12 protein-coding genes are annotated in these 13,392 nt (G+C 64.0%); 6 read left to right on the forward strand and 6 right to left on the reverse strand.

Translation table 11 applies throughout. The annotated features are described in order from the left end of the window. Nucleotides 1-10: 10 nt before the first annotated feature. The 6 genes from LB566_RS20590 to LB566_RS20615 all read left to right on the forward strand — a co-directional run bounded on the left by LB566_RS20590 (nucleotide 11) and on the right by LB566_RS20615 (nucleotide 6,584). The gene (locus LB566_RS20590) at nucleotides 11-835 is read left to right on the forward strand and encodes a carbohydrate ABC transporter permease (RefSeq protein WP_224626319.1); all 825 of its coding nucleotides are present in this window, start codon (nucleotides 11-13) and stop codon (nucleotides 833-835) included. Nucleotides 836-895: 60 nt separating this feature from the next. Next, the gene (locus tag LB566_RS20595) at nucleotides 896-1,900 is read left to right on the forward strand and encodes an ABC transporter ATP-binding protein (protein ID WP_224626323.1); all 1,005 of its coding nucleotides are present in this window, start codon (nucleotides 896-898) and stop codon (nucleotides 1,898-1,900) included. Next, nucleotides 1,897-2,667 (forward strand): L-iditol 2-dehydrogenase, encoded by a 771-nt coding sequence (locus LB566_RS20600; protein WP_224626324.1) that lies wholly within the window; start codon nucleotides 1,897-1,899, stop codon nucleotides 2,665-2,667. Before LB566_RS20595 ends, LB566_RS20600 begins: the two co-directional genes overlap by 4 nt. Before the next feature lie 162 nt (nucleotides 2,668-2,829). Next, the gene (locus tag LB566_RS20605) at nucleotides 2,830-4,308 is read left to right on the forward strand and encodes a mannitol dehydrogenase family protein (RefSeq protein ID WP_224626342.1); all 1,479 of its coding nucleotides are present in this window, start codon (nucleotides 2,830-2,832) and stop codon (nucleotides 4,306-4,308) included. 9 nt (nucleotides 4,309-4,317) lie between these two features. Continuing rightward, entirely contained in the window at nucleotides 4,318-5,001 is a 684-nt protein-coding gene (locus LB566_RS20610; RefSeq protein WP_224626345.1) for an HAD-IA family hydrolase, read from the forward strand. Next, nucleotides 4,998-6,584 (forward strand): FGGY-family carbohydrate kinase, encoded by a 1,587-nt coding sequence (locus tag LB566_RS20615; RefSeq protein ID WP_224626349.1) that lies wholly within the window; start codon nucleotides 4,998-5,000, stop codon nucleotides 6,582-6,584. The genes LB566_RS20610 and LB566_RS20615 overlap by 4 nt, the downstream gene beginning before the upstream one ends. A gap of 122 nt (nucleotides 6,585-6,706) precedes the next feature. On the opposite strand, the gene LB566_RS20620 is transcribed toward LB566_RS20615, so the two are convergent. From LB566_RS20620 to LB566_RS20645, 6 genes are all read right to left on the reverse strand, one after another. Then, nucleotides 6,707-7,792, reverse strand: coding sequence for an ABC transporter ATP-binding protein (locus LB566_RS20620; RefSeq protein ID WP_224626367.1), 1,086 nt, complete (start codon nucleotides 7,790-7,792; stop codon nucleotides 6,707-6,709). Between the two features lie 2 nt (nucleotides 7,793-7,794). Further along, a complete protein-coding gene (locus LB566_RS20625; protein ID WP_224626370.1) occupies nucleotides 7,795-8,841 on the reverse strand; it encodes an NAD(P)-dependent alcohol dehydrogenase in 1,047 nt (348 codons plus the stop codon). Nucleotides 8,842-8,856: 15 nt separating this feature from the next. Then, nucleotides 8,857-9,669, reverse strand: a complete 813-nt coding sequence (locus tag LB566_RS20630; protein WP_224626374.1) for a carbohydrate ABC transporter permease — start codon at nucleotides 9,667-9,669, stop codon at nucleotides 8,857-8,859. 11 nt (nucleotides 9,670-9,680) lie between these two features. After that, nucleotides 9,681-10,547, reverse strand: a complete 867-nt coding sequence (locus tag LB566_RS20635) for a carbohydrate ABC transporter permease (RefSeq protein WP_224626377.1) — start codon at nucleotides 10,545-10,547, stop codon at nucleotides 9,681-9,683. Nucleotides 10,548-10,700: 153 nt separating this feature from the next. Then, complete coding sequence (locus tag LB566_RS20640) at nucleotides 10,701-11,972, reverse strand: ABC transporter substrate-binding protein (protein ID WP_140551593.1); 1,272 nt, start codon at nucleotides 11,970-11,972, stop codon at nucleotides 10,701-10,703. 241 nt (nucleotides 11,973-12,213) lie between these two features. Then, the gene (locus LB566_RS20645) at nucleotides 12,214-13,131 is read right to left on the reverse strand and encodes an AraC family transcriptional regulator (RefSeq protein WP_140524196.1); all 918 of its coding nucleotides are present in this window, start codon (nucleotides 13,129-13,131) and stop codon (nucleotides 12,214-12,216) included. Between the last annotated feature and the right edge of the window lie 261 nt (nucleotides 13,132-13,392).

Below are 13,392 nucleotides of genomic sequence, written 5' to 3' on the forward strand. Positions count from 1 at the left end.
GGAGGAAAAGATGGCACGCGCAGTCACAACCCGGCACAAGACGATCGCGACGGCGGCCGCCTGGATCGTCGCCTTGCTGATCTTCTTCCCGATCCTCTACACCATCATCACCTCGTTCAAGTCGGAACAGGAGGCGATCCAGGGCTTCAACCTGTTCCCGTCGGGAACCACGGAAAGCTATTCCGAGGTCCAGGCGCAGAGCGGCTATTTCAAGTTCTTCCTGAATTCGGTGATCCTGTCGGTCGGCTCGACCATCCTGGCCCTGCTGGTCGCCATTCCGGCGGCCTGGTCGATGGCGTTCTCGCCGACCAAGCGGACCAAGGACATTTTGATGTGGATGCTGTCCACCAAGATGATGCCGGCCGTGGCCGTGCTGTTTCCGATCTACCTGATCTTCCGCGACACCGGCCTGCTCGACAGCCGCATCGGCCTGATGGTGATGCTGATGCTGATCAACCTGCCGATCGTGGTGTGGATGCTCTACACCTATTTCCGCGAAATCCCCGGCGAGATCCTGGAAGCGGCGCGCATGGACGGCGCCTCGCTGTGGAACGAGATCATCTATGTGCTCACACCCATGGCGGTGCCGGGCATCGCCTCGACCATGCTGCTCAACATCATCCTGGCCTGGAACGAAGCGTTCTGGACGATCCGGCTGACCACGACGAAAGCAGCACCCTTGACGGCCTTCATCAGCTCCTTCTCCAGCCCGCAAGGCCTGTTCTGGGCGAAGCTCTCGGCCGCCTCGACGCTGGCGATCGCGCCGATCCTGATCATGGGCTGGTTCAGCCAGAAGCAACTGGTGCGCGGCCTGACCTTCGGTGCGGTGAAGTAGGGGCGCCGTGAAGTAGCAGCGTGCGCCAGGCGGCGGACGGAAATCCACCGGGAGGAAAGCATGGGAAATATCACGCTCAAGAACGTCTCCAAGTCCTTCGGCTCGACTTCGATCATTCCTAACATCGATCTCGTCATCGAGGACGGCGAGTTCGTCGTCTTCGTCGGCCCGTCGGGCTGCGGCAAGTCCACATTGCTGCGCCTGATCGCCGGCCTGGAGGACACCAGCGGCGGCACCATCAACATTGACGGCCGCGACGTCACCGGCGAGGCGCCGGCCAAGCGCAAGCTTGCCATGGTGTTCCAGTCCTATGCGCTCTACCCGCACATGACGGTGGCCAAGAACATCGCCTTCCCGCTGAAGATGGCGGGCGAAGACCAGGCGACCATCGACAGGAAGGTGAAGGACGCCGCGCGCGTGCTCAACCTCACCAACTATCTCGAGCGCCGCCCCGGCCAGCTTTCCGGCGGCCAGCGCCAGCGCGTCGCCATCGGCCGCGCCATCGTGCGCCAGCCTTCGGCCTTCCTGTTCGATGAACCCTTATCCAACCTCGACGCGGCACTGCGCGGCACGATGCGGCTGGAGATCAGCGAACTGCATCACCAGCTCAAGACGACGATGATCTACGTCACCCACGACCAGGTCGAGGCGATGACCATGGCCGACAAGATCGTCGTGCTGAATGCCGGAAATGTCGAGCAGGTCGGCTCGCCGATGGAGCTCTACAAGACGCCGAAAAACCTGTTCGTCGCCGGCTTCATCGGCTCGCCGAAAATGAACCTGATCGAAGGCGCGCCGGCGGCGAAGTACGGCGCCAGGACCATCGGCATCCGGCCCGAGCACATGGCCATCTCGACCACGGCGGGCGACTGGAAGGCGACGGTCGGCGTCGCCGAACACCTGGGATCCGACACCTTCCTGCATGTCCAGGCCGACGGTGTCGGTCCGCTGACGGTGCGCGCCGACGGCGAACTCAGCGTCCACCACGGCGACAGCATTTATCTCACGCCCGACAAGGCCAAGCTGCATCGCTTCGGCCCCGACGGCAAGGCATTGGCGCCGTGAGGCTTAAAGGCAAATCGGCGCTGATCACCGGGTCGGCGCGCGGCATCGGCAAGGCCTTCGCCGAAGCCTATGCCCGTGAAGGCGCCGTGGTGGCGATTGCCGACATCGATCTCGAAGCCGCCGAGAAGACGGCCGCCGGGATCGGCGGCACGGCCTACGCCGTGAAGCTCGACGTCACGGACCAGGCCTCCATCGACGCCGCGGTGAAGGCGGTGGAAACCAGGACCGGCGGCCTGGACATACTGATCAACAACGCCGCGATCTTCGACCTGGCGCCAATCGTCGAGATCTCGCGGGCAAGCTACGATAAACTGTTCTCGGTCAATGTCGCCGGCACGCTGTTCATGCTGCAGGCGGCCGCGCGCTCGATGATCGCGCGGGGAAAGGGCGGCAGGATCATCAACATGGCGAGCCAGGCCGGGCGGCGCGGCGAGCCGCTGGTCGCGGTCTATTGCGCCAGCAAGGCGGCGGTCATCTCGCTGACCCAGTCGGCCGGGCTCGACCTGATCAAGCACGGCATCAACGTCAACGGCATCGCGCCGGGCGTCGTCGACAGCGACATGTGGGATCAGGTCGATGCGCTGTTCGCCAAATACGAGAACCGGCCGAAGGGCGAAAAGAAGAGGCTGGTCGGCGAAGGCGTGCCCTATGGCCGCATGGGCAGACCGGAAGACCTCGCCGGCATGGCCGTGTTCCTGGCCAGCGATGAAGCCGAATACATCGTCGCCCAGACCTACAATGTCGATGGCGGCCAGTGGATGAGTTGAGGGCGGGGGCGGTCTCTTCTCCCCGTGCCTCCCGCGGGGAGAAGAGGCCAATATCAAGGTGGCGGCCGCATCGCCTCGGAGGACATGTGCCGCTCCCTACCCTCTCCCGGTGAAGGGGAGAGAAGGGTAACGAAGGCCGCAACCCGGCCAAAGGGTAAATAGATGACCGTGAAACTCTCTTCCGCCAATCTCGCCAACCTGCCCGCCAGCGTCGCCGGTCCGAAATACGACCGCGCGGCGCTGAAGGCCGGCATCGTGCATTTCGGCGTCGGCAATTTCCACCGCTCGCACCAGGCCGTCTATCTCGACGAGCTGTTCAATTCGGGCGTCGGCCATGACTGGGCGCTGGTCGGCGCCGGCGTGTTCGAGGGCGAGAAGATCGGCCGCGGCAAACTGGAAGAGCAGGACTGGCTGACGACGGTGGTCGAGCAGGATGAGGGGCATATGAGCGCCCGCGTCACCGGCGCCATGATCGACTTCCTGACGCCGGGCGATGCCGCCGCCATCATCGAACGGCTGGCGGATCCGGCGATCAAGATCGTATCGCTGACCATCACCGAAGGCGGCTATTTCATCGACCCGGCCTCCGGCGTGTTCAACCCGACGCATCCCGATATCGTCGCGGATGCGCAGCCGGGCGCGACGCCGAAGACGGTGTTCGGCATCATCCTCGCCGGGCTGGTGCGGCGGCGCGGCGACGGCATCGTGCCGTTCACGGTGATGTCCTGCGACAACATTCCCCACAACGGCCATGTCACGTCGGATGGCGTCATCGGGCTGGCCCGCCTGATCGACGAGGATCTGGCGGCCTGGGTCGGCGGCAATGTCGCTTTCCCGAACGCGATGGTCGACCGCATCACGCCGGCCACGTCGGACCGCGAACGCGCGATCCTGGCCAAGGATTTCGGCGTCGAGGACAATTGGCCTGTCTTTTGCGAGCCGTTCCGGCAATGGGTGCTGGAAGACAATTTCACCGATGGCCGTCCGCCGCTGGAGAAAGTCGGCGTGCAGTTCGTCAGGGATGTCGCCCCTTATGAGTTGATGAAGATCCGCATCCTCAATGGCGGCCATGCAGCAATCGCCTACCCGGCCGGGCTGATGGACATCCATTTCGTGCATGAGGCGATGCAGGAGCCGCTGGTGCGCGGTTTCCTCGACAAGCTCGAGCACGACGAGATCATTCCGACCGTGCCCCCGGTGCCGGACACGGTCCTGGAGGATTATTACCAGCTCATCGAAAAGCGCTTTTCCAACCCCAAGATCGGCGACACGGTGCGCCGGCTTTGTCTCGACGGTTCCAATCGCCAGCCGAAATTCATCATCCCGACCATCGCCGACCGCTTGAAAGCGGGAAAGAGCGTCGCCGGGCTGGCGCTGGAATCAGCCTTGTGGTGCCGCTACTGCTTCGGCACGACGGACAGCGGCGCGGTCATCGAGCCCAACGATCCGAGCTGGGACCGCTTGCAGGCGACGGCAAAGGCAGCGAAGGAGGCGCCCGCCGCCTGGCTTGCGATGGACGACATCTATGGCGATGTCGGCCGCGCCACCGCGTTCGTCGAGGCTTTCGCGCATGCATTGAACGTGCTGTGGACGGATGGCACGCGCGCCACGCTGACGCGCTACCTCGCCGGCAAGCTCTGACGCGGGACCATGGCGCCGGAACTGGTCATCTTCGACTGCGACGGCGTGCTGGTGGACAGCGAGACGCTGTCGGTCTCGGCGCTGCTCGGCATGATCGCGCTTGCCGGCGGCAGCATTGGCGAAGACACGGCCTACGAGCATTTTCTCGGCAAGAGCATGAAGAGCGTGCGCGAGATCCTCGCCCGCGACTTCGGCCTTCCCATCACCGATCAGCACCTGATCACGATGCGCGTCGAATTGATGCGCAAATTCCGCGAGGAGCTGAAGCCGATCGCCGGCGTCAAGGAAGTGCTGCCGAGGCTCGGCTTGCCGTTCTGCGTCGCCTCCTCGGGCACGCTCGACCGCATCCGCTACGCGCTCGACGTCACCGGATTGCTCGGATTGATGGAGCCGCATCTGTTCAGTGCCGGCATGGTGGCCAGGGGCAAGCCGGCGCCCGACCTGTTCCTTCATGCCGCCGCCACGATGCGGGCGCATCCGCGCAAATGCCTAGTGATCGAGGACAGCCCCGCCGGCGTCGCGGCTGCGCGGGCGGCTGGCATGCGCGTCTTCGCCTTCACCGGCGGCGCGCACGCCGGCAACCCTGCCCTGAAAGCGCGGCTTGCGTCGAGTGAGCCGGACTTTATATTCGCTGACATGCTGCAATTGCCCGATCTGATTGCAGGCCTGGGAGCGAGAGACAGAGCATCTTGACGAAACAGTTCGTTTGCGCGGTCGATGTCGGCACCGGGAGCGCCCGCGCGGGCATTCTCGACACCAGTGGCACCTTGCTCGGCCGCGCCGAGCACCCGATCGCCATGCACCAGCCGAAGGCCGATCACGCCGAGCATGATTCGCGCGATATCTGGTCAGCCGTGTGCGCCGCGGTGCGTGCGGCCCGCGAAAAATCCGGTGTTGCCGCCGAGGACATTGCCGGCATTTCCTTCGATGCCACCTGCTCGCTGGTCGTGCGCGACAGGCAAGGCGGCCAGCTCAGCGTTTCGGTGACCGGAGAGGAGCGCTGGGACACCATCGTCTGGCTCGATCACCGCGCCATCGCCGAGGCCGACGAATGCACGGCGAGCGGCCATCAGGTGCTCGACTATATCGGCGGCGTCATGTCGCCGGAAATGGCGACGCCGAAGCTGATGTGGCTGAAGCGAAACCTGCCGAGGACCTGGAATGAAGCCGGCTATCTATTCGACCTCACCGACTTCCTGACCTGGCAGGCGACGGGGTCGCTGGCCCGCTCGCAGTGCACGCTGACCGCCAAATGGACCTATCTGGCGCACCGGGAACCCGCATGGCAGCGCGATTTCTTCGAACTCGTCGGCCTCGGCGACCTCTTCGAGCACGGCAATCTGCCCGAAAAGGCCAGTCCGGTCGGCGCTTACATCGGCTCTTTGAGCGCGCAAGCAGCGGCGGATCTCGGCCTGACGGAAAAATGCCGGGTCGGCGCCGGGGTGATCGACGCCTATGCCGGCGCGCTTGGCGTGCTCGGCGGCTTTGCCGGCGACGAGCGGAATATCGGCCGTCATCTGGCGCTGATCGCCGGCACATCCTCCTGCGTCATGGCGATGTCACCCGATCCGCAGCCTTTCGCCGGGGTCTGGGGCCCCTATTACGGGGCCGCGCTGCCCAAGCTGTGGTTGTCGGAAGGCGGCCAGTCGGCCACCGGCGCCCTGCTCGACCACATTATCCGCTGGCACGGCGCCGGCGGCGAGCCGAACGCGGCCATGCATGCCAGGATTGCAAGCCGCGTCGCCGAGCTGCGCGCCGCGGAGGGCGATGCGCTTGCCGGCCGGCTGCATGTGCTGCCCGACTTTCACGGCAACCGCTCGCCGCTCGCCGACCCGCATGCGGTCGGCGTGGTCAGCGGGCTTACGCTGGATTCCTCCTTCGACAGCCTGTGCCGACTTTACTGGCGCACCGCCGTCGGCATCGCGCTCGGCGTGCGCCATGTGCTGGAAGCGCTGAACGAGAACGGCTATCTGATCGACACGCTGCATGTCACCGGCGGCCACACCAAGAATCCGCTCTTGATGGAACTCTATGCCGACGCCACCGGCTGCACGGTGGTCGAGCCGCTGGCGGACGAGGCGGTGTTGCTTGGCACCGGCATGGTGGCGGCGACCGCGGCCGGGCTTTTCCCCGACCTCAACGCGGCCTGCCTTGCCATGCAGCAGGGCGGCAGGACGCGCGCCGCCAACCCGGCCGCCGGCGCCCGCTTCGATCGCGACTACCGGATTTTCCTGGAGATGCACCGGCAGCGCCAGGCGCTCGACGCGATACGGTAGAGCGCCTCGAGCAATCCCAGGAAAGTATGGGGCGGTTTCCGTCCGGAATTTGCCTCAAAACAACAGATAGACCAGCTCGCCGTTCGGAACCGGTGAGCTGCTCGAGGGCCAAGGCGCTTAGTCTACTGTTTGCGTAATGATGCCCCTGACGTCGCGTCGAACAGGTGGATGCTTTCCTCCTCGAACGCGTAGCGCACAGGAGCATGCAGCGCCGGGCATTCGCGTGCCGGAACCAGCGCGCTGATCTCCTTGCCGCCGGACCCGAATGTCACCAGGGCGTCATTGCCATGGAATTCGATGAGATCCGCTGTGCCTTGCAGTATGCTGGCCTCACCGGCGACGGCCGTCTTCAGGTCCGGAGGCCGGATGCCCAGCACGGCGCGATCACCGTGCTGGAGATGGAAGCCCGAGCCGTCCATCGAAAGCACCGTTCCGGCGCCAGTCAGCGTCCAGCCATTTCCTTTCCGAGCCACCGTCACGTCGATGAAATTCATGTTCGGCGTGCCGATGAAGCCGGCCACGAACATGTTTCGGGGCCGACGGTAGATTTCCGCCGGCGAGCCGACCTGCTCGACGACGCCGTCCTTGAGCAGCACGATGCGGTCGGCGAGCGTCATCGCTTCGAGCTGGTCATGGGTGACATAGACCGTGGTGGTCTTCAGCGACTGGTGCAACCGCGCGATCTCGACGCGCATGTGGTTGCGCAGCTTGGCATCGAGATTGGACAGCGGCTCGTCGAACAGGAAGACTTTCGGCGTCTTGATCATGGCACGCGCGATCGCAACGCGCTGCTGCTGGCCGCCGGAAAGCTCGGCCGGCTTGCGGCCGAGATAGGGTTCCAGCCCGAGCGTCCTTGACACCGCTTCGACCCGCTTCCGGATCTCGGCCGCCGGCACTTTCTGGCGCCGCAGCCCGAAGGCGATGTTGTCGAAGATCGTCATGTGCGGGTAAAGGGCATAGTTCTGGAACACCATGGCGATGCCGCGGTCGCCCGGATCGAGATCGTTGACCACCTTGCCGCCGATCGAGACCTCGCCGCCGCTGATGTCCTCCAGCCCCGCCAGCATGCGCAGCAAGGTCGACTTGCCACAGCCGGACGGGCCGAGGAACACGACGAACTCGTGCTCCTCGATCGAGAGGTTGAGATCGCGGATGACCGTCGTGGCACCATAGGCCTTGTCGACATGGGAACAGGTGATCGCGGACATGGTCAGCCCTTTTCGCCGCTGAGCAGGATCTGCAGCTTGACGTCCTGCGGGTGCGCTGCCGCCGCCCGCTCGAAAGCCTCGATGCTGTCAGAGAAATCATAGGTGCCGGTGATCAGCGGCTTGAGATCGACCTTGCCGGAGGCGATCAGCTGCAGGGCGCGGTCGAAAATGTTGGCATAGCGGAACACGGTTTCGATGCGCACTTCCTTCGATATGGCCGCCGGCACGTTGAGCGCCACCGGCTCCACCGGCAGCCCGACGAGCACCACCGCGCCGCCGGGGCGCACGACGTCGAACAGATCAGCGAAGGCCTTGGGGCTGCCGCTGGCCTCGAAAACGATGTCCGCACCCCAGCCGTCGGTGGCCGCGCGCACCGCATCGACCAGCGGCTGCTCGCGGATGTTGACCGGGACGATTCCTGGATAGCGCCCGGCAATTTCGAGCTTGGGCGCGGAGAAGTCGGAAATCAGCACTTTCGAGCAGCCACCGGCCAGCGCGGCCAGCGCGATCATGATGCCGATCGGGCCACAGCCGACCACAGCCGCCACGTCACCCGGAACGATGCGCGCGCGCGCCGCCGCCTGCATGCCGATGGCGAAAGGTTCGACCATCGCGCCTTCGGCGAACGAGACATTGTCGGGCAGCCTGTAGGTGAACGCCGCCGGATGCACGGCTTGCGGCGCCAGAATGCCGTGCACCGGCGGTGTCGCCCAGAAGGTGACGTCCGGATCGACATTGTAGATGCCGAGCTTGGTTGCCCGCGACGACAGGTTCGGCACGCCCGGTTCCATGCAGACGCGATCGCCGACCTTCAGGGTCCGGACATTGGCGCCGATCTCGACGATCGTCCCGGACGCTTCGTGGCCGAGCACCATCGGCGCGCGCACGACATAGCTGCCGATGGCGCCATGGGTGTAGTAGTGCACGTCGCTACCGCAGACGCCGACCGTGTGGATGGCGATCCTGACGTCGTCCGGGCCTACGTCGAGCGGCAACGCGATCTCGCGCAGGGCCAGTTCGCCCTTTTTCTCAAGCACCAGTGCCCGCATCGTGTCGTCCTCGCTTCAAGTCTTTTTTTGCCGGAAAACGGAATTCAGGAAGCCGCTGAGCACGCCGAGAAACAACAGCGGCGGCAGCGACAAAAGCACGACCGAGGCGTTCAGGATCCCCCACGGCACGTTCATGCCCTGCTGGGAGAGTTCCGAGGCGACGATCGGCAAGGTCTTGGCATTGGAGCTCGACAGCATCAGCGCGATCAGGAACTCGTTCCAGACCAGAACGAAGCTGAAGGCGACCGCACCGATCAGCGAACGCGCCGCGACCGGCAGCGCGATCATCCAGAACACCGAATAGGCGTCGTAGCCATCGACGAAGGCCGCTTCCTCGACCTCCTTCGGCACGGCCTGGAAGGCGGGAATGGCGAGCCACATGATCACCGAGATGGTGAGCAGCGAATAGGTGACGATCAGCGCGGCAATCGTGTCGTAAAGCCCGAGCTGCAGCCAGATCACCATCAGCGGAATGGCAACCGCCACCGGCGGCAGGAAACGCAGCGACAAAACGAAGAACTGGATGTCGCCGGCCCAGCGGTTCGGGTATCGTGCCACGGCGTAAGCCGCCGGCAGGCCGAGCACCACGCCGATCAGCACCGCGCAACCGCAGGCGACGACCGAATTGTAGAGGCCGGTCATGACGCTGTCGCGGCCGACGATATAGCTGATGTTGGCCAGCGTCGGCGTGAACACCAGGCGCGGGACGCGGGTGATGATGTCGACATTGTTCTTCAGCGAATTGAGCGCCGTCCACAGCAACGGAAACACGGCCATGAAGCCTGCAAACGCCAGCACGGTCTTGCCGATCAGGCGGCCGGGTCTCATCCGATATGGTCTCATGCCTGCACCCGCTTCCACAGCATGGTGAAGGTAATGACCGTGGCGATCATCATCAGCACCGCCATCGCCGAGGCGTAGGAGACCTTGCCGGACTCGATGAAGCCTTGCGAGAAGGCGTACATGTCGAGCGTTTCGGTCGCCACGCCCGGGCCGCCGCGGGTCATCACATAGATCAGGTCGAAGGAGCGCAGCGATTCGATCATCTTGACGAACATCAGGCTGATCAGCGGCGCCTTGAGCATGGGCAAGGTCACATAGGCGTGGATCTGCCAGCGTTTGGCATGGTCGAGCCGGGCCGCCTCGATCGGCTGCGGCGGCAGCGTTTCCAGGAGCTTGAGCACGATGACGGCGAAGAACAGGCCCCATTGCCAGACATCGACCGATGCGACCGCGAACAACGCCGTCGACGGCTTGGACAGTGGATCGAAGATCAGCCCACCGGTCAGCAGCCGGTAGGGGTAAGTGGCGATGCCGTAGAGCGGATGGTAGGCGAACTTCCAGACGAAGGCCGCCGACACACGCGGCAGCAGGACCGGGATGATGAAGAGCAGGCAATAGAGGTTGCGCAGGCGCGGCGAGGCGACTTCGAACATCAGGACGCCCAGTCCGACGGCAACGGTCATCGTCGCGATGACCGTGACGAATTCCCATTTCACCGACACCCAGACGGCGTTGAGAAAGCGGCGGTCGACGAACAGGTCGGCGAAATTCGAGAACCAGACATAGGAATAGGCTGTCGAGCTGAGTTCACGATTCTGCAGGGCGATGACGACCGCGTAGAGCGTCGGCACCATCGACAGCACCAGAAGGATGCCGAGTGTCGGCACCACGAAGGTGACCGGCAGGGATGAGCGTCGAGGCATCCATCTATCCCCGTTTGCGTCTCGAGCGGTTGAACATGTCTGGACCCTCTTTGCGCGATGGCTGGCTCAATGGCGGTGGACAGAGACCTGCGGCGCACAGGCTCCGGCGCTCCACCGAATGCCGTGGACCGCACGCCGCAGGGGGAGGATGGCTTATTTCTTCACCAGATCGTTGGCATAAGCCTCGAGCTCGTTGAGGCCGCCCTTGATGTCGGTGCGGGTACCGGTGACCAGTTCCTCAAGGATGATGCCCCAGCGGTCGCCGAGATCGGGCCAGCGCGGGTCCTGCCAGAAATTGACCGCCGTGACCTTGCCGGTTTCGGCCAGTGCCTGGCCGAGATCGGCGCCGTAGATGTCGGCGAATTCCTTGCTGGCGAGGATGCTGGTGCGGTTCAGCTCACCGAACTGGTGGGCGTCGAGCCGGCGCTTCTCGTTTTCCTTCGATGTTGCCCAGGCGATGAACAGGCCGGCGCATTTCTTCGACGCGTCGTCGGCATTGGCCTTGGCCGCGATGGCAAGGCCATGGCCGTAACCGCCGCCGGGCAGTGGCGACGGCGGCGGCAGGAAGCCGATGTTGCCGACGACCTGCGAGGTCTTCGGGTCGACCGCCATGCCCGACAGCGGCGTCGATTCGACGAGGATCGCGACCTGGCCCGACAGGAAGGCGCCGGTCGATTCATCCCAGCTGCCGGTCTGCGTGCCGGGCGCCGAATCCTTGAACAGCTTCAGGTAGGTCTCGGTCGCCTTGACCGCGGCATCCGAATTGAAGACCGGCTTGTCGCCGTCGAACCACTGGCCGCCATAGGCCTTGAAGAAGGGCATCCAGCGCCAGACATTGGCGCCCGAACCGCGCGCGCCGCGCAGCGCGATGCCATACATGCCCTTGTCCGGATTGGTCAGCTTCGGCACGTCGGCGATCAGCTCGTCGAGTGTCTTCGGCGGCTGGATGCCGGCTGCCTCCAGCACGTCCTTGCGATAGACCATCAGGTCGCCGCCGCCGGTCAGCGGCGCGAACCAGACCTTGCCGTCATAGGTGGCGACCTTCTGGCGGCCCGGATCGAAATCGGCATAGTCGTAGTCGGCCGGATAATAATCGGCCAGCGGCACGATCCATTTCGAGGACGCGAACAACGCGACATTGGCTTCGTCGACATAGTAGACGTTGTAGTTGCCGACCGTGGACGCATCGGCGCGCGATTTTGCGCGGCGGTCGTTCTCGTTGAGGTAATCGATCTGGAAGCCGGCGCCGGCAAGCTTCTCGAACTCGGCCTTGGAGTCCTCCAGAAGCGTCAGGCCGTCACGTGGCTGCGCCAGCACCTTGACCGGCGCCGAGCAGACCGGCGCCTGCGCCAAAGCGATGGTGGAAACGGTAGCGGAAAGCATGAAAGCTGCACCAAGGCTGGCAGCGAGCCGAATTGGTTTCATTATTTTCTCCTCCAGGAACACGTCGCAGGAAGCGGACGCCCTCGGGTTGCGCGATCCTCACCATCGCCCGAGCGACTTGCCACCCATCGCCAAAATGCGGCGTTGCAGCGGGTCGCGCTAGAAGCCCCGTTGCAGAAGACCTGTACTTTTATGCATTGTGCGGCGCAAAAACCGGCATCCGGTTGCGGCCAATCTCACATGAGTATCGATCGGACTCGGGAGCGGTGGTTTTAGGGCGTGCCTACGCGCGCATCGCCAGCCGCTGCCGCGACAGCTTGCGATAGGATGACGGCGTCATCTTGTGCTTGCGCATGAAGGCGCGGTTGAAATTGGAGATGTTCATATAGCCGACTTGGAAACAGATGTCGGTGATCGGAATATCGGTATCGGCCAGCAGCTTGCAGGCCTGCCACAGCCTCAGCTTGGCAAGGTGGTCACTGAAGGAATTGCCGGTGTTCTTCTGGAAGAAGCGCGAGAACGTGCTCTCGGTCATTCCCGCCAGCGCCGCCACATCAGGCAGCTTCAGATCTTCGGCGAAATGCTGAAACAGATAAGTCAGCGTGCGCTGGATGATGTCGAGCGAGGCGGCATCCAGAACAGGGGAGAAATCCGGCGAAGACAACAGCTCGTATTCGTCGGTCCTGGCGAGGAGATCGACGAGATTCAGGAACAGGCAGAACCTGGTTAGCCCGCTGACGTCCCCCATCCGTTCCATCAACTCGGCGCCTTCCAGTGCCGTACGGCCATGAAAAACCATGCCGCGCAGCGACCGCTCCAGGAACGGCTCCAATTCGCGTAGTTCGGGCAACAGGCCAGCCGACCCGCGCAGCCTCTCGGCATCGAACTGGAGGACGATGTCGCGGCCTTCGATCAGCTCGCCCGGCTGCACCGCCGTCACCCAATCATGCGGCAGCCCGCCGCCGACGATGGTGAGATAACCCGGTCCGAATTCGCCGATGTGGTCGCCGACCAGCACGACGCCGGAAGATTTTCGCAAGAGGTGGATTTCGTACTCAGGATGGAAATTCCAGACATTGCGCTCCCAGGGATAGTCGTCCAGCCGCCACAGGAAACTGTCGCTCGCCTCGGTGACGATATGTTCGAAGGCCGGCGCCGTGCGAAGCGTCGCAACCGGATTCCTTCTGCGCCTGAACTGCATCCCGCCTCCTGCAAATTGGGGTTCCGTGGCACCTCGTTCGTCCTTGCAATGCGTAGCAGCCTTGGGAGCATGTGTGAAATGGGCCGTCGGAGAGCGTCGGTCACAAGCCTTCGGCGTCATCGGCGATCCGACTGGATCAATCTGTTCCCGCCCCTCTTCCCTTGCCTTCATGTCGCGTTTCGTACAAAAGCTGACGTAAACGCCGCGAAACCGAGGGTCTCGCCGTTTGCAATGCGGCTTCCGGCTTTTTTGCCGATGCGC

The sequence above is a fragment of the Mesorhizobium sp. CA13 genome, assembly GCF_020165235.1.
Classification (GTDB): Bacteria; Pseudomonadota; Alphaproteobacteria; order Rhizobiales; family Rhizobiaceae; genus Mesorhizobium.

Coding starts and splice junctions, on each gene's coding strand:
- LB566_RS20620 (WP_224626367.1), bottom strand. CDS start 7,792: ATGTCCGCGATCACCTGTTCCCATGTCGACAAGGCCTATGGTGCCACG.
- LB566_RS20625 (WP_224626370.1), bottom strand. CDS start 8,841: ATGCGGGCACTGGTGCTTGAGAAAAAGGGCGAACTGGCCCTGCGCGAG.
- LB566_RS20640 (WP_140551593.1), bottom strand. CDS start 11,972: ATGAAACCAATTCGGCTCGCTGCCAGCCTTGGTGCAGCTTTCATGCTT.
- LB566_RS20630 (WP_224626374.1), bottom strand. CDS start 9,669: ATGAGACCCGGCCGCCTGATCGGCAAGACCGTGCTGGCGTTTGCAGGC.
- LB566_RS20645 (WP_140524196.1), bottom strand. CDS start 13,131: ATGCAGTTCAGGCGCAGAAGGAATCCGGTTGCGACGCTTCGCACGGCG.
- LB566_RS20590 (WP_224626319.1), top strand. CDS start 11: ATGGCACGCGCAGTCACAACCCGGCACAAGACGATCGCGACGGCGGCC.
- LB566_RS20605 (WP_224626342.1), top strand. CDS start 2,830: ATGACCGTGAAACTCTCTTCCGCCAATCTCGCCAACCTGCCCGCCAGC.
- LB566_RS20610 (WP_224626345.1), top strand. CDS start 4,318: ATGGCGCCGGAACTGGTCATCTTCGACTGCGACGGCGTGCTGGTGGAC.
- LB566_RS20635 (WP_224626377.1), bottom strand. CDS start 10,547: ATGCCTCGACGCTCATCCCTGCCGGTCACCTTCGTGGTGCCGACACTC.
- LB566_RS20595 (WP_224626323.1), top strand. CDS start 896: ATGGGAAATATCACGCTCAAGAACGTCTCCAAGTCCTTCGGCTCGACT.